Source organism: Bacteroides timonensis (assembly GCF_000513195.1).
GTDB classification, from domain to species: Bacteria; Bacteroidota; Bacteroidia; order Bacteroidales; family Bacteroidaceae; genus Bacteroides; species Bacteroides timonensis.
This window is the reverse complement of sequence record NZ_CBVI010000171.1, coordinates 1-17,024: the sequence shown is the minus strand read 5'-3', so window position 1 is coordinate 17,024 and position 17,024 is coordinate 1. Positions and strand designations below refer to the sequence as shown.

Annotated in this window: 9 protein-coding genes and 2 tRNA genes; 7 read left to right on the top strand and 4 right to left on the bottom strand. The window is 40.2% G+C overall.

Annotated elements, in window-relative coordinates:
- The first annotated feature begins 64 nt into the window (after nt 1-64).
- Nucleotides 65-1,195 carry a universal stress protein gene (locus BN161_RS26840; RefSeq protein WP_044272153.1) on the top strand — a complete coding sequence of 377 codons (1,131 nt, stop codon included), beginning with the start codon at nt 65-67 and terminating at the stop codon, nt 1,193-1,195.
- Nucleotides 1,196-1,518: 323 nt separating this feature from the next.
- Here BN161_RS26840 and BN161_RS26835 read toward each other — a convergent pair whose 3' ends face one another.
- Nucleotides 1,519-2,778 carry a tetratricopeptide repeat protein gene (locus tag BN161_RS26835; protein ID WP_007214239.1) on the bottom strand — a complete coding sequence of 420 codons (1,260 nt, stop codon included), beginning with the start codon at nt 2,776-2,778 and terminating at the stop codon, nt 1,519-1,521.
- Nucleotides 2,762-5,329: a DNA gyrase subunit A gene (gyrA, locus tag BN161_RS26830; RefSeq protein ID WP_044272151.1), complete on the bottom strand. Its 2,568-nt coding sequence runs from the start codon at nt 5,327-5,329 to the stop codon at nt 2,762-2,764. The genes BN161_RS26835 and gyrA overlap by 17 nt, the downstream gene beginning before the upstream one ends.
- 333 nt (nt 5,330-5,662) lie before the next feature.
- Here gyrA and BN161_RS26825 point away from each other — a divergent pair, with 333 nt between their 5' ends.
- The 5 genes from BN161_RS26825 to BN161_RS26805 all read left to right on the top strand — a co-directional run bounded on the left by BN161_RS26825 (nt 5,663) and on the right by BN161_RS26805 (nt 13,074).
- Nucleotides 5,663-8,185 (top strand): ATP-dependent Clp protease ATP-binding subunit, encoded by a 2,523-nt coding sequence (locus tag BN161_RS26825; RefSeq protein ID WP_044272149.1) that lies wholly within the window; start codon nt 5,663-5,665, stop codon nt 8,183-8,185.
- A 125-nt stretch (nt 8,186-8,310) separates the two neighbouring features.
- Nucleotides 8,311-10,356, top strand: a complete 2,046-nt coding sequence (gene htpG / locus BN161_RS26820) for a molecular chaperone HtpG (RefSeq protein WP_044272148.1) — start codon at nt 8,311-8,313, stop codon at nt 10,354-10,356.
- A 186-nt stretch (nt 10,357-10,542) separates the two neighbouring features.
- Nucleotides 10,543-12,834, top strand: coding sequence for a patatin-like phospholipase family protein (locus BN161_RS26815; RefSeq protein ID WP_044272147.1), 2,292 nt, complete (start codon nt 10,543-10,545; stop codon nt 12,832-12,834).
- A 75-nt stretch (nt 12,835-12,909) separates the two neighbouring features.
- A tRNA-Arg gene (locus BN161_RS26810) sits at nt 12,910-12,983 on the top strand.
- Nucleotides 12,984-13,000: 17 nt separating this feature from the next.
- Nucleotides 13,001-13,074, top strand: a tRNA-Arg gene (locus BN161_RS26805).
- A gap of 227 nt (nt 13,075-13,301) precedes the next feature.
- Here the strand turns inward: BN161_RS26805 and dapA are convergent.
- The gene (gene dapA, locus BN161_RS26800) at nt 13,302-14,195 is read right to left on the bottom strand and encodes a 4-hydroxy-tetrahydrodipicolinate synthase (RefSeq protein WP_044272146.1); all 894 of its coding nucleotides are present in this window, start codon (nt 14,193-14,195) and stop codon (nt 13,302-13,304) included.
- A 104-nt stretch (nt 14,196-14,299) separates the two neighbouring features.
- Nucleotides 14,300-16,297, bottom strand: a complete 1,998-nt coding sequence (ligA, locus tag BN161_RS26795) for an NAD-dependent DNA ligase LigA (RefSeq protein WP_044272145.1) — start codon at nt 16,295-16,297, stop codon at nt 14,300-14,302.
- 79 nt (nt 16,298-16,376) lie between these two features.
- Here ligA and trmD point away from each other — a divergent pair.
- On the top strand, nt 16,377-17,024 hold a 648-nt coding region (trmD, locus tag BN161_RS26790), incomplete at its 3' end, for a tRNA (guanosine(37)-N1)-methyltransferase TrmD (RefSeq protein ID WP_044272185.1).

The window sequence follows — 17,024 nt, the reverse complement described above, 5'->3', positions numbered from 1 at the left end:
AATCCCAATTGATAGACAAACAATTGGGATTTCTTATTTGTTTATAAAGTAAAAACAGTTGATTATGGAAGACAAGTTAGTAACCTTAGCTATTCTGACTTATGCAAAAGCTCAGATATTGAAGAATGTGCTTGAGAATGAAGGTATTGAAACCTATATTCATAATGTAAATCAAATACAACCTGTAGTGTCTTCAGGTGTGCGCTTACGCATAAAAGAAAGCGATCTACCGCGTGCATTGAAGATAACTGAGAGCTCGGCTTGGCTTTCTGAAGAGGTAGTGGGAGGGAAGTCACCCAAAGTAGAAAAGGAGAGTAACAAGGTCTTAATTCCTGTAGACTTTTCTAATTATTCAATGAAGGCATGTGAGTTTGGTTTTAATTTTGCTCAGAATATGGGAGCGGAAGTCGTGCTGCTTCATGTTTACTTTACACCAATCTATACCACATCATTACCTTATGGAGATGTTTTTAATTATCAGCTTACAGATGATGAAAATGTGAAAAGTATATTACAAAAAGTTCATGCAGACTTAAATTCTTTATCTGACAAGGTAAAAGCAAAAGTAGCTTCAGGAGAGTTTCCGAATGTAAAATATAATTGTGTGTTGCGTGAAGGTATTCCAGAAGAGGAAATTCTTCGTTATTCGAAGGAATATCGGCCACGTATTGTTATTATGGGGACTCGTGGTAAAAATCAGAAAGATATAGATTTAATTGGTAGTGTAACTGCTGAGGTAATTGAGCGAAGCCGTGTACCAGTTTTAGCCATTCCCGAGAATACTCCATTTAAACAGTTGGCAGAAGCTAAACGTATTGCATTTATCACCAATTTTGATCAACGGGATTTAATAGCATTTGATTCTTTGATTGCAGCTTTAAAGTCATTTCATTTTTCTGTATCTTTGATTCATCTGTCAGATGTTAAGGACACTTGGAATGAAATTAAATTAGGTGGTATTAAGGAATACTTTCAAAAGCAGTATCCGGACCTGGAAATTCATTATGATGTTGTGATGAATGATGATTTCTTGAACAGCTTAGATAATTACATAAAAACTAATCATATTGATATAATTACGTTGACTACTTATAAACGGAATATATTCTCTCGCTTATTTAATCCTGGTATTGCTCGGAAGATGATTTTTCATTCTGATACACCGTTGTTAGTTATTTATGGACGCCCAAGCTAAAGTAAATAGCACAAGCATTTCGAACTATTATTATTAATAATCAGTATTATGTTTAATATACAACACTAATATTCTTTTTGGCAAAATTAAAGCCAACTTCTTTGGTCTATCCAATCTTTTGGCGGTCCTGCCCCGGTGTGTTGGGATTGACGGAGTGACGTGTAGCCCTTATTGCGGGTTAAACGTACCTAGTCCTCAAGTGCGGTGCGGCTTATACGGTATGTGTACTTAATCATATAAAATAAACCCTAAAAGTTTTTTGTCTAACTTTTAGGGTTCACTTCAAAAAAACTATTTTGAGACAGCTGTTTTTAAGTTTATACTTACATCAGCTTTTCAATTTCTTCAAATTCTGGTCCCATATCTAAATTATAATATACTCTGTAAAGACCATTCAACCATAAATCCTTTTGGTCAGGTTTTAATTCTCTTGCTTTTTCATAGCAAGGTTTTGCATTTTCATAGAAAGCTTTCAAGGTAATCTGATCTTCTTTATATTTAGGATCATTAACGTCAGTAGTAGCTTTTTCTGAGAAGTCTTGAGCTTGGAGACAGTAGATCAGTCCTAAATTGGAATAAGCTTCTGCATAAGTAGGATCTACTTCAATTGTCTTTTTGTAGTATTCAATAGCCTTATCATAATCCTTCATATTATGGTAAAGATATCCTTTTACGTACAGATAGAATGTATTATTGGGGTCTTTAGCTAACATCTCATCAGCGAATTGCATGGCTTCATCGTATTTATTGTTATTGCTATAATAATCAATTAAATGACCGAAGAAGAATGAATGTTGAGGGTATTTTTGCAAACCTTCTTTCAATGAAGCAATCCACTTAACAGTATCGCCTTGTGCTTTTAAAGCTGTAGAGATGAACTCCATAGCATACTGACCTACTTCTTTGTCGTTCTGTGCATAAGGAGCATATTTCAGAACACTGGGATAATCCTCCATCTTTGCTGCTGCCAAGCTTGCATAATAAGCAATCTGAGCTAAGAGTGTATCTGTCTGCAAGAAGTTTTCCTTTTCAAACATCGGATTCTGAGCAATTTCAATATAAGTTCCAAAGAAATCTAATGCTTCTTTGTTTTTCTCTAAGTTATAATATTGAATACCGCCATTGATCAAGTTTGGGCGTTCTGCTACAATAGCAGCAGCATTGGGTTTTCTGTATTTGTTCTTGATTTTTCCCTTTTCATTTGGAACCTGTGCGAGTTCATCGCACTTAAGGTAGTATTTGCACATATTCAATGCGCTATTATATACCTTAAGAGTATCATAAGGTTTTCTTAAATAGGCATTTTCCATCTGTTTTTCATTAATCCTTTTCTGAATAAAACCTGCTACATCCCAAGTATCGGCATTATCCTTTGTTTCAGGATTAGTCAAGGCTTGATTGATGAGCTGCTCGGCCTTATTAAAGTCCGGATTCACTTCATTTGCAATGCTTTTAGCTTCTTTCACAGTCTTTTCTTGAGCGAAAGTGAAGCCTGCAGCGAGCAATAAAATCACTGAAAATAATACTCTTTTCATGATAGTTGTAAAATTAAAATTAATATTATGTCTATTCTTCATCTTCATTATTGACTTTATTATCAGAGTTATAGTCTTCCTCCTCTCCTTCTACCTCATTTATAGTGGGAATCGGAGAATTTTCATCATCAACAGGAATCTCATCTTCCATGCTTTCTGATGTAACTTTACATACTGAACCGATCTCATCGTTTCTCTTTTCAAGATTGATCAGACGAACACCCTGGGTAGCACGACCCATAATACGGACATCAGCAACTTTCAGACGAATGGTGATACCAGATTTATTGATAATCATCAGGTCATTATCATCTGTTACAGACTTGATTGTTACCAATTTGCCGGTTTTATCGGTGATATTCATTGTCTTAACACCCTTACCACCACGATTAGTCTTACGGTAATCTTCGATATCAGAACGTTTACCATAACCTTGTTCAGAAACGACCATAATAGTTTCTGCTTCAAGATCTTTAATACAAATCATTCCTACTACTTCATCTTGTCCGTCTTCGTCAAGCGTCATACCACGTACACCGGTTGCAGTACGTCCCATAACGCGTACAGCACTTTCGTGGAAGCGAATAGCACGTCCATTACGGTTGGCAATGATGATTTCATTGTCACCATTAGTCATACGTACTTCGATAACGCGGTCGTCCTCACGGATAGTAATAGCGTTTACACCATTCTGGCGAGGGCGGGAATACTGTTCAAGTAATGTCTTCTTAATAACACCATTCTTGGTACAGAATAAGACATAATGACTGTTGATGAAGTCTGTGTCAGAAAGGTTTTTCACACGCAGATATGCATTTACAGCATCATCAGAATCAATATTCAGCAAGTTCTGGATAGCACGTCCCTTGGAATTCTTGGTACCTTCAGGGATTTCATATACTTTGAGCCAATAGCACTTACCCTTTTGAGTAAAGAACATCATGGTATTGTGCATGGTTGCCGGATATATGTGTTCAATGAAGTCTGCATCGCGGGTATCTGTACCCTTGGAGCCTACTCCACCACGGTTTTGAGCACGGAACTCACTCAATGGAGTACGTTTAATATAGCCCATATGAGAAATGGTGATAATCATTTCGTCATCTGCATAGAAATCCTCCGGATTGAATTCTTCAGATGAATAAACAATCTCAGAACGACGTTCATCTCCGTATTTTGCTTTTACTTCAATTAATTCATCAGTAATAACTTTGCGGCAAAGTTCGTCATTCGACAGAATTTCTTCGTAATAAGCAATCAACTTCATTACTTCTTCATATTCAGCGTGGAGCTGATCTTGCATCAGTCCGGTCAATTGGCGCAGACGCATTTCTACGATGGCACGAGACTGAATTTCTGTTAATTGGAAGCGTTCTATCAAGCCGGCAATAGCATCATTAGGTGTCTTTGCGGCACGGATGATACGGATTACTTCATCGATATTATCTGATGCTATGATTAAGCCTTCCAATATATGAGCGCGTTCTTTAGCCTTACGTAAGTCATATTGAGTACGACGGATAACCACCTCATGGCGATGTTCTACGAAGTACTTAATCATGTCTTTCAGATTCAGCAAACGAGGACGCCCGTGTACCAATGCTACGTTGTTCACACTAAAAGAAGTCTGTAACAACGTCATCTTATAGAGCTTATTCAAGACTACGCTGGCGTTGGCATCGCGTTTGATATCAATCACGATACGCATACCTTCACGGTCAGACTCGTCATTAGCATTGGAGATACCTTCTATCTTCTTATCATTGGCTAAATCGGCGATATTCTTAATCAGTTCCGCCTTATTGACACCATACGGGATTTCCGTGATGACAATTTTGTCATGTGTAGAACTGGTTTCAATTTCTGCTCTTGCACGCATGATAACGCGACCGCGACCGGTAAGATATGCCTCGCGTACGCCACTCATACCATATATATATCCTCCTGTTGGGAAATCGGGAGCTTTCACATAGTTCATCAACTCCTCTATCTCAATATCGTTGTTCTCGATGTATGCAATGCAAGCATCAATAACCTCTGAAAGGTTGTGGGTCGGCATATTGGTCGCCATACCTACAGCAATACCAGATGCACCGTTTACCAAAAGGTTTGGGATACGGGTAGGCATAACGGTAGGCTCCTGCAAAGAATCGTCGAAGTTGCTCTGCATATCAACGGTTTCTTTGTCGAGGTCTTGCATCATATCTTCACCGATCTTGCGCAAGCGACACTCGGTGTAACGCATAGCAGCTGCGCTATCGCCGTCTACCGAACCATAGTTACCCTGGCCATCTACCACCATGTAACGCATTGCCCAAGGCTGTGCCATACGAACTAATGCACCGTAAACGGAAGAGTCACCATGCGGGTGATACTTACCCAATACTTCACCTACAACTCTGGCTGATTTTTTATAAGGTTTATCAGACGTATTTCCCAGTCCCATCATTCCGAAGAGAATTCTACGGTGGACAGGCTTAAAACCATCTCTAACATCCGGAAGGGCACGCGAAACGATGACCGACATGGAGTAGTCAATGTACGATGACTTCATTTCCTCCTCGATGTTAATCTTTATAATTCTGTCTTGTTCAAGCATTTAAAAAGATTATTAATTATACATACTTTGGTTCATGAAAAACCACGCTAAAGTACTGCTTTTTTACGATATACAAAAGTTTTCGCCCATAAACTTTATTTCAGAACCATTCTCTCACCTACTTTGTTCTTGTAATATATAAATAAGGTATTAATAAAGAGCTTTTTCCCAAGAATGAAAGCACTTTAGTATGATACTGGTGGACGGATATTAAACTGTGGCACGGGTTTTGTATATAAATAATAAATAAAACGATAGAATACGTACTGGAAATTATAAATGCGTATCTTTGTATTAAGTAACACCTTAGAATAAGGAAGGAGAATATTAAGTATGAATAATCAGTTTTCACAAAGAGTTTCTGACATTATCACTTACAGCAAGGAGGAAGCTAACCGGCTGAAGAATAGATATATCGGTCCGGAGCATCTTCTACTCGGCATGTTGCGAGATGGCGGAGGGAAAGCTATAGAAATATTGCAGAAACTGGATATAGACCTAAACAGAGTTAAGAAACGTCTGGAAGGTTTTTTAAAAGAGATTGAAGATGATAACTTGTTGCCCGATGCAGACATTCCATTGTCTCCTATGGCAGCTAAAATATTGAAAATGTGTATACTCGAGGCTCGTCTGCTGAAGAGCGCCACTGCTGATACTGAACATGTATTGCTGGCTATCTTGAAAGACGGTAATAATTTGGCCGCTACGGTATTGGAAGAAAATAATATAGATTATAAGTCAGTGTTCGAACAGCTTTCTATGAAAGCCAGCCCTAATGCAGGTATGGGATTTACGGAAGATGATGACGAGGAAGAAGATGAAATGAATATGTCTTCACGTTCTTCTCAAAGTGGTAGTTCACAGTCTTCTACGCAAACAGCGTCTAAGAAACCATCCAATGATACTCCGGTATTGGATAACTTTGGTATGGATATGACCCGGGCTGCGGAAGAAGGTAGACTGGATCCTGTGGTAGGTCGTGAACGTGAAATCGAGCGGTTGGCTCAGATATTGAGCCGCCGTAAGAAGAATAATCCGGTATTGATAGGTGAACCTGGTGTAGGTAAATCTGCTATTGTAGAGGGATTAGCATTACGTATTGTTCAGAAGAAAGTATCCCGTATTCTGTTTGATAAACGTGTGGTAATGCTTGATATGGCTTCTGTAGTAGCCGGAACCAAGTATCGCGGACAGTTTGAGGAACGTATTCGTTCTATCATTAATGAGTTACAGAAGAATCCGAACGTAATTCTGTTTATTGACGAGATTCACACGATTGTGGGTGCCGGAGCAGCTGCCGGTTCTATGGATGCTGCCAATATGCTGAAACCTGCATTGGCACGTGGTGAAATACAATGTATAGGCGCCACTACCCTTGATGAATACCGGAAAAATATAGAAAAAGACGGTGCTTTGGAACGCCGTTTCCAGAAAGTGATTGTTGAACCGACCACTGCCGAAGAAACGCTCCAGATATTGAAGAATATCAAAGAGAAGTACGAAGACCATCATAATGTGACTTATACGGATGAAGCGCTGGAAGCATGTGTCAAGTTGACAGACCGCTACATTACTGACCGTAATTTCCCGGATAAGGCTATTGATGCTTTGGATGAAGCCGGTTCGCGCGTCCATCTGACAAACATTACTGTTCCAAAAGAGATTGAAGAACAGGAGAAACTGATCGAAGAAGCCCGTCAACAAAAGGCGGATGCGGTGAAATCGCAGAATTTCGAACTTGCTGCCAGCTTCCGTGATCATGAGAAAGAGTTTTCTGTTCGTTTGGAAGAGATGAAGGCTGAATGGGAAGCTCGCTTAAAAGATGACCGTCAGATAGTTGGTGAGGAAGAAATTGCGAATGTAGTTTCTATGATGTCCGGTGTGCCTGTACAGCGTATGGCGCAGGCTGAAGGTATCAAGTTGGCGGGTATGAAAGAAGAGCTGCAAGCTAAAGTTATAGCTCAGGACCCGGCTATTGAAAAGGTGACGAAAGCTATTCTGCGTAGTCGTGTAGGATTGAAAGATCCTAACCGCCCTATCGGAACATTCTTGTTCCTGGGGCCTACGGGTGTAGGTAAAACTCACTTGGCGAAACAGTTGGCGAAATATATGTTTGGTTCTGCCGATGCGCTGATACGTGTGGATATGAGTGAATATATGGAGAAGTTTACCGTTTCTCGCGTTGTTGGTGCACCTCCGGGATATGTAGGATATGAAGAAGGCGGACAGTTGACAGAGAAAGTGCGTCGTAAACCTTACTCTATCGTATTGTTGGACGAGATTGAGAAAGCCCATCCGGATGTATTCAACATCTTGTTACAACTGATGGATGAAGGTCGTCTGACTGACAGTTATGGCAGAACTGTAGACTTCAAGAATACAGTGGTTATCATGACTTCAAACATCGGTACACGTCAATTGAAAGACTTCGGTCGTGGTGTAGGTTTTGCCGCCCAGAATCGTACGGATGATAAAGAATATTCACGTGGCGTGATACAAAAGGCTTTGAATAAGTCGTTTGCCCCTGAGTTCCTGAACCGTGTCGACGAGATTATTACTTTCGACCAGCTTTCGCTGGATGCTATCGAAAAGATTATCGATATCGAGTTGAAAGGCTTGTATGAGCGCGTGGAATCTCTTGGATATAAGCTTGTTATTGATGCTAAAGCCAAGGCGTTCATGGCATCTAAAGGATATGATGTGCAGTTTGGTGCCCGTCCGTTGAAGCGTGCCATCCAGACTTATCTGGAAGATGGACTTTCGGAATTGATTATTTCTTCCGAATTGCAGACGGGTGATACGATTTCTGTCTCTTTGAACGAAGAAAAAGGAGAACTGGACATCAAGAAAGCATGAAAATGAAGTCTTCTTAGAAGATGATAAACAGTCAAAATGTCAGTCTTTATGGGCTGGCATTTTTTTTGCATTACACTTGCCAAACGATTAAATATATAAACTTAAAAATATAAATCATAAGTAGTATGCAAAAAGGAAATATTGGGGTAACTACCGAAAACATTTTCCCCGTTATCAAAAAGTTCTTGTATAGCGATCATGAAATTTTTCTCCGCGAGTTAGTTTCTAATGCCGTAGATGCTACGCAGAAGTTGAAAACCTTAGCCTCTATTGGCGAGTTTAAAGGTGAGGTTGGCGATTTGACCGTACATGTGTCTTTAGGAAAAGATACAATTACTGTTTCAGACCATGGTATTGGTTTGACTGCCGAAGAAATCGACAAATATATCAACCAAATTGCTTTTTCAGGTGCCAACGATTTCCTGGAGAAGTATAAGAATGATGCTAATGCAATTATCGGTCACTTCGGTTTAGGCTTTTATTCAGCTTTCATGGTGGCTAAGAAAGTGGAAATTATCACAAAATCCCATAAAGAAGGTGCTCAAGCTGTGAAATGGAGTTGCGATGGCAGTCCGGAGTTCACCATTGAGAACATTGATAAAGCTGACCGTGGTACAGATATAGTACTTTACATTGACGATGAAAGTAAAGAATTCCTGGAAGATGCCCGTATTTCTTCTCTGTTGAAGAAATATTGTAGTTTCCTTCCCATACCTATTGCTTTTGGTAAGAAGAAAGACTGGAAAGATGGAAAACAGGTTGAAACAGACGAAGATAACATCATCAATGACAGCAATCCATTGTGGACATTGAAACCCAGCGAACTGAAGGATGAAGATTATAAGAAGTTCTATCGTGACCTGTATCCGATGTCTGATGAACCTTTGTTCTGGATACATCTGAACGTAGATTATCCGTTCCATCTGACAGGTATCCTCTACTTCCCGAAAGTAAAGAGCAATATCGAACTAAATAAGAATAAGATACAGCTTTATAGCAACCAGGTATACGTTACGGATTCAGTAGAAGGTATTGTACCTGACTTTCTGACACTGTTGCATGGTGTGCTCGATTCTCCGGATATTCCGTTGAATGTATCCCGTTCTTATCTACAGAGCGACTCTAACGTGAAGAAGATTTCGACATATATCACGAAGAAAGTATCTGATCGTCTGCAATCTATCTTTAAAAATGATCGTAAACAGTTCGAGGAAAAGTGGAATGACCTGAAGATTTTCATCAATTACGGAATGCTTACTCAGGAAGACTTCTATGACAGAGCAAAAGATTTTGCCCTTTTCACCGATACGGATGGTAAATGCTATACATTTGAAGAGTATCAGAAGCTGATCAAAGATAATCAGACTGATAAAGATGGCAATTTGATCTATTTGTATGCTAATCATAAAGATGAGCAATTCAGCTATATCGAGGCTGCTAAGAATAAGGGATACAATGTGTTGCTGATGGATGGTCAACTGGACATTGCTGTAGTAAGCATGTTGGAGCAAAAGTTTGAGAAATCTCGCTTTACCCGTGTAGATAGTGATGTTATCGATAATCTGATTATCAAAGAAGATAAGAAAGGTGAAACTCTGGAAGCAGGCAAACAAGAAGCTCTTTCTGCTGTGTTCAAGAGCCAGTTGCCTAAGCTGGAAAAGGTTGAGTTTAATATCACTGCGCAGGCTTTGGGTGAAAACTCTTCTCCTGTGATGATTACCCAAAGTGAATATATGCGCCGTATGAAAGAAATGGCTAATATTCAGGCGGGTATGAGTTTCTATGGAGAAATGCCCGATATGTTCAACCTGGTGTTGAATTCAGATCATAAATTGGTGAAAGAAGTTCTTGCAGACGAAGAAAAAGAATGCGACTCTGTTGTAGCTCCTATTCAGCAAGAAATGAATGACGTAGACAAACGTCGTAATGAGCTGAAAGATAAACAGAAAGGTAAGAAAGACGAAGAAATTTCTACTGCTGAAAAGGACGAAGTGAACGGATTGGATCAGAAGTGGGAAGAATTGAAAACAAAGAAAGATGAAGTATTTGCCGGATATGCAGCTAAAAATAAAGTTGTCCGCCAATTGATTGACCTGGCATTGCTGCAAAATGGCATGCTGAAAGGTGAAGCTTTGAATAACTTTGTGAAGAGAAGCATCGAGCTAATCTAAATACGCCCTTTATTCACAATCTATATGCCGGGAGCATTGCAACTTTTATAAGAGTTGTAATGCTCCTTTTTTCGTATATTTTGTGTGGGAACGCTTGTTTTTTAGCGTTGGATACGTCCAATTTCGAAACAATTGCATATATTTGAGCTTTAATAATAATATATTTTCAGCTCGGAACTTTGAAGTATGAAAAGAATTCTTTTGCTTTTATCGTTTTGTTTCTTGTTACTGCCCATGTTGCATGCCCAAAAAGTTGGACTTGTATTGAGTGGTGGTGGTGCGAAAGGTATGACGCATATCGGCATCATTCGGGCTTTGGAAGAAAACAATATCCCTATCGATTATATTACCGGTACATCCATGGGAGCCATTATCGGTTCGTTGTATGCCATGGGATACTCTCCCGATGATATGGAGGCTTTGCTGCGTTCAGAAGATTTTAAACGCTGGTATTCGGGAAAAGTAGAACCTAAATATGCCTATTATTTCAAGAAAAGTATTCCTACACCGGAGTTTTTTAATATCCGCTTTGATTTTAAGGACTCCTTGAATGTCAAACCGCAATTGCCGACCAGTATGGTTAACCCCATCCAAATGAATCTGGTGTTTGTGGAGCTGTTTGCCCGTGCTACGGCTGCTTGTGACGGTGATTTTGATAGGTTGTTTGTTCCTTTCCGCTGTATCGCTTCTGATGTATACAATAAACGGCAAATAGTGTTAGGGAAAGGTGACCTGGGAGATGCTGTCCGTGCTTCCATGAGTTTCCCGTTTGTTTTTAAGCCTATTGAGATAGATAGCGTGCTGGCTTATGATGGTGGTATTTACAATAACTTTCCAACGGATGTAATGCGGGATGATTTTCATCCGGATATTATTATTGGTAGTGTGGTGGCCGCCAATCCATCCAAGCCTAAAGAAAATGACCTTATGAGTCAGATTGAGAACATGGTGATGCAGAAGACGGACTATTCTATTCCGGATTCTGTCGGCATCCTCATGACATTCAAGTATGATGATGTGAACTTACTTGATTTCGACCGTCTTCAGGAACTCCATGATATAGGTTACAATCGCACTCTTAGCTTGATGGATTCTATAAAGGGGCGTATTCATCGTAGGGTAAATGCAGATAATGTGCGTTTACGCCGTCTGGTTTATCGCAGTAATTTGCCGCAGCTCTATTTCCAGAAAATTTATATTGATGGAGCTAACCCCCAGCAACAGGCTTATATTCAGAAGGAATTTCATGATGAAGAAGATGAACCATTCACCTACGAAGATCTGAAGCGTGGATATTTCCGTTTACTTGCGGACAACATGATATCGGAAATCATTCCGAAGGCGGTATTTAATGAGGAAACCGATATGTACGATTTGCATCTGAAAGTAAAGATGGAGGATAATTTCTCTGTCCGCTTGGGCGGTAGTGTGTCTACGACGAGTTCCAATCAGATATATCTGGGACTGGGCTATCAGAACTTAAATTATTATGCCAAAGAGTTTACGTTTGATGGCCAATTGGGTAAAGTTTATAATAATGCCCAACTGATGGCGCGTATAGATTTGCCTACTCATATTCCTACTTCATATCGGCTTATTGCGTCTATCAGTACTTTTGATTATTACAAGAAAGAGAAACTGTTCTCTAAAAACGATAAACCTTCCTTTAATTCAAAGGATGAACGATTTCTGAAGTTGATTATCGCTTTACCATTCTTAGCGAATAAACGGGCTGAATTTGGCTTTGGTATTGGAAAATTGCAAGATAACTATTTTCAATCCAGTGTGATAAACTTTGAAGAAGACCGTTCGGACAGGAGTTTATACAGGCTTATAGGTGGTTCTATTAGTTTTTATGGAAGTACACTGAATTCTCGTCAATACGCTACAAAAGGGTATAACGAGAAATTAATAGCTCAGATTTTTACGGGAAAAGAAAGATATAAGCCTGGAAATCCGGCAGAACAGCCTGTTACACAGGAGCGGCAATCATGGTTACAGATTTCTTATATGAAAGAAGCATATCATAGTATGGCTCCTAAATTTGTTTTGGGGTGGATGGCGGAAGCGCTGTATTCATCGAGGAACTTCTCGGAGAATTTTACGGCAACAATGATGCAGGCTGCAGAGTTTTCGCCGACTCCGCATAGTAAGCTGATGTATAATGAGGCTTTCCGTGCCAATCAGTTTCTGGCTGCCGGTATCAAGCCTATGTTTATTTTCAATGATATGTTTCATCTGAGAGGAGAATTTTATGGATTTATGCCTATTTTTCCTATCGAGAAGAATACGCAAAACAAAGCATTTTATGGAAAAGCTTTCTCAAAGGTAGAATATATGGGAGAAATTTCTGTTATTTGCCAATTACCTTTTGGAGCGATCTCTGCTTATGTAAATCATTATAGTTCACCGAGAAGGGAGTGGAATGTGGGGCTGAGTATCGGCTGGCAACTGTTTAATTACCGTTTCATCGAATAATTTTCTTCAAAAAAAGTTTGTAGAATACTTGCAGTTTCGGAAAAAGTCCGTATCTTTGCACCCGTTAAACAAAAAGGCCGCGTAGCTCAACTGAATAGAGTAGCTGACTACGGATCAGCCGGTTACAGGTTTGAATCCTGTCGCGGTCACATCTTTTTAACAACAAGGTCGCGTAGCTCAACTGAATAGAGTAGCTGACTACGGATCAGCCGGTTACAGGTTTGAATCCTGTCGCGATCACAAAAAACCTCTGCAAAGTAATTTGCAGAGGTTTTTTGTGATACACCGTAGGATACAGTTATATCTGTGTAGACTCATGCAAGTGTGTATGTGAGTTGATACTGATATAATCGCGTGCTTATGTAGATATAAGTATTAATTTCTTTCCTGAGACGAAAAAAAACATCCCCTGAGATGAAATAATCTATCTCAGGGGATGTTTTACAAAGAAGTATCTTCGTTTTTTCTTAGCACTTAATGTTTAACTCATCCAAAATCTTCCGCATGGCTTCAAAAGTAGTAATCCTAGTAGGCACAAGCGGAAGGCGGAGTTTATTCTCAATCATTCCCATAACGTTCAACATTGCTTTTACGCCTGCCGGATTGCCATCCACAAAAAGAAGCTTGAATAACTCGGCAAATTTATGGTGGATAGTCAATGCATTTGCATAATCTCCTTGCAATGCCAGTCTTACCATGCGGCTAAATTCGCGTGGAAATGCATTTCCGATGACTGATATGATTCCAACAGCTCCCAAAGTAATCAAAGGGAAGGTAATACCATCATCTCCCGAAATAACGTCAAAATTGGCCGGTTTATTCTTGATGATATCATCCATTTGAGTAATGTCACCGGAAGCTTCCTTGACAGCAATAACATTTTTGAAGTCACGGGCAATGCGCAGCGTGGTTTCTGCTTTCATATTTACACCAGTACGACCGGGAACATTATAGAGTACAATTGGGAGCTCTGTAGCCTCTGCAATTGCTTTATAATGTTGATAAATACCTTCCTGAGAAGGTTTATTATAATAGGGAACAACAGACAGAATGGCATCTACTCCGGTAAAATCGTCGTTTTGAAGCGTATCTACAATGGCACGCGTATTATTTCCACCAACACCGAGCAGGATAGGTATCCGACCATTTACGCGTTCGATGACCATTTTCTTGATTTTCTTTTTTTCTTCTTCCGTCAGTGTCGGAGTTTCTGCCGTGGTGCCCAGCACACACAAAAAATCAGTATTGTTTTGAAGTTGATAGTCCACCAAACGTATCAATGCATCGTAATCAACGCTTTCATCCTCTTTAAAAGGAGTAATCAGCGCTACCCCCATTCCTTTCAATTTAGTCTGTATCATGAGTGAAATTTAAGTAATCTCTAATTAAATGACTCGCAAAAGTACGAATATTTTCGATTTCTACAGCAAATATAAGCTATAAAAAAGATTTCACTGGAAAAATGTTACGAAATGAGCGCCAAAAACTCATCTTCGCTCATTATCTGTACACCCAGTTTTTGCGCTTTTTCCAATTTGGCGGGTCCCATATTTTCTCCTGCCAGGATAAAACTGGTCTTGGCAGAAATGCTACCTACATTTTTTCCTCCATTCTTCTCTATCAAGTCTTTATATTCGTCTCTGGAGTGATGGGTGAACACACCGCTGATTACAATAGACTGTCCGGTAAGCTTATCAGTATAGCCGCTCAGATCTTCTTCCTTCCGGTTAAACTGTAATCCGGCAACTTTCAGTCGCTCTATTAATTCTCTATTCAGAGGATTAGCGAAGTAGGAAATAATGCTTTGCGCTATTTTCTCACCGATTTCATCGATATTTATCAATCTTTCAAGATCTGCATTTTCCAGTTCTTCTATGTCGGTGAAGGACTTAGCTATTTTCTTTGCTACAGTTTCACCGACAAAGCGGATACCCAGGGCGAACAACGCTCGCTCAAAAGGCACTTCCTTACTTTGGGCAATACCCTTGACGATATTTTCCGCCGACTTATCTCCCATACGGTCCAGATTCTTGATATCGTCTACAGTCAGCTTGTACAGATCTGCCGTATCCTTAATTAGTCCTAACCGGTAGAACATATCCACAGTTTCCGGGCCTAATCCGTCAATGTTCATAGCCTTCCGGCTGATGAAATGCTCGATCTTTCCTTTTATCTGAGGTGGACAAGCCGTTTCGTTGGGGCAATAATGCGCAGCTTCTCCCTCGTAACGGATTAATTTGCTGCCACATTCAGGGCAATGAGTGATGAACTTCACTTTTTCACCTACCATCATACTCCGGGCATCTTTGTCTACTCCGGTAATTTTGGGTATGATTTCGCCACCTTTTTCTACATAAACCATATCACCGACATGCAAGTCGAGCCCTTCAATGATATCCGCATTATGCAGAGAGGCGCGTTTTACGATTGTACCCGATAATTGTACCGGATCCAGGTTGGCAACAGGGGTTACTGCTCCGGTTCTTCCCACCTGGTAAGTCACCTTGTTTAAGCGGGTCAATGCACGCTCTGCTTGGAACTTGTATGCGATGGCCCAACGAGGAGATTTTGCGGTGAAACCGAGGTTTTTCTGCTGTTTCAGGCTATTAACTTTCAAAACAATGCCATCCGTGGCTACAGGTAAATTTTTCCGTTCCGTATCCCAATAATGGATGTAATCAAACACTTCCTGCAGGCTGTGACACTTCTTCATATGGTCGGAGATTTTGAATCCCCATTGTGCAGCTTTCTGCAGGTTTTCATAATGTCCGTCGCAAGGAAGTTCTTCGCCTAATAAATAATAAAGGTAGGCATCCAGTTTGCGGGAAGCAACTATAGCAGAGTTTTGTAATTTCAAAGTGCCTGATGCGGCATTGCGCGGATTAGCGAAAAGAGATTCTTCGCGTGCCTCTTTTTCGCGGTTTAGTTCCTCAAAGACTTCCCACGGCATTAGTATTTCCCCTCTAATCTCAAATAATTGGGGATAATCACCATGCAAAACAAGGGGGATAGTACGGATTGTCTTCACATTATCCGTTACATCATCGCCCTTTTCACCGTCGCCACGGGTTACGGCACGTGTTAATTTACCGTTTTCGTATGTCAGTGAGATGGAAGTACCGTCATATTTAAGTTCGGCACAAATTTCAAAATCTTCGTTCAGGGCTTTTTGAGTGCGATCATAAAAGTCAGATACCTCACCTTCGGAATAGGTATTACCCAACGAAAGCATTGGATATTTGTGTGTCACTTGCGTGAAATTCTTATTCAAATCGCTTCCTACGCGCATGGTTGGCGAAGTTTCGTCCTGATACTCAGGATGTTCTCGCTCTATTTCCTGCAATTCCCGCATCATGTCATCGAACTCTTTGTCGGAGATTTCGGGAGCATTCAACACGTAATAATTGTAGTTGTGCCGATGCAGTTCGGCACGGAGCTGATCTATCTTTTCTTTTGCAGTCATAGCTATTTCAGATTGTTTGAACGCAAAAATACAGGTTTCTCCTCTAATATTTGTACTTTTGCAGAAAATTAAAATTAATATGCGCATTGATATAATAACAGTTCTACCGGAGATGATTGAAGGCTTTTTCAATTGCTCCATAATGAAACGTGCTCAGAATAAAGGGCTTGCAGAAATACATATTCATAATTTACGTGATTATACTGAAGATAAATATCGACGGGTGGATGATTATCCTTTTGGCGGTTTTGCCGGAATGGTGATGAAAATAGAGCCTATAGAGCGCTGTATCAATGCCTTGAAGGCAGAACGGGAGTATGATGAAGTCATTTTTACGACTCCTGATGGTGAGCAGTTCAATCAGCCAATGGCCAATACACTTTCACTTACCCAGAACCTTATTATCCTTTGCGGACATTTTAAAGGTATAGATTATCGTATTCGCGAGCATCTGATCACTAAAGAAATCAGTATTGGAGACTATGTGTTGACCGGTGGAGAACTGGCGGCAGCAGTGATGGCGGATGCTATTGTCCGCATCATCCCCGGTGTTATTTCCGATGAGCAATCAGCGTTATCCGACTCATTCCAGGATAATCTTTTGGCTGCTCCGGTCTATACAAGACCTGCCGATTACAATGGTTGGAAAGTTCCGGAAATTTTATTGTCCGGACATGAGGCTAAGATTAAGGAATGGGAGTTGCAACAGTCTTTGGAACGGACGCGC

Bases quoted from the DNA above. Each gene is read 5' to 3' on its own strand.
- gyrA (WP_044272151.1), bottom strand. From the start codon at position 5,329: ATGCTTGAACAAGACAGAATTATAAAGATTAACATCGAGGAGGAAATG.
- htpG (WP_044272148.1), top strand. From the start codon at position 8,311: ATGCAAAAAGGAAATATTGGGGTAACTACCGAAAACATTTTCCCCGTT.
- BN161_RS26835 (WP_007214239.1), bottom strand. From the start codon at position 2,778: ATGAAGATGAAGAATAGACATAATATTAATTTTAATTTTACAACTATC.
- ligA (WP_044272145.1), bottom strand. From the start codon at position 16,297: ATGACTGCAAAAGAAAAGATAGATCAGCTCCGTGCCGAACTGCATCGG.
- BN161_RS26840 (WP_044272153.1), top strand. From the start codon at position 65: ATGGAAGACAAGTTAGTAACCTTAGCTATTCTGACTTATGCAAAAGCT.
- BN161_RS26815 (WP_044272147.1), top strand. From the start codon at position 10,543: ATGAAAAGAATTCTTTTGCTTTTATCGTTTTGTTTCTTGTTACTGCCC.
- dapA (WP_044272146.1), bottom strand. From the start codon at position 14,195: ATGATACAGACTAAATTGAAAGGAATGGGGGTAGCGCTGATTACTCCT.
- BN161_RS26825 (WP_044272149.1), top strand. From the start codon at position 5,663: ATGAATAATCAGTTTTCACAAAGAGTTTCTGACATTATCACTTACAGC.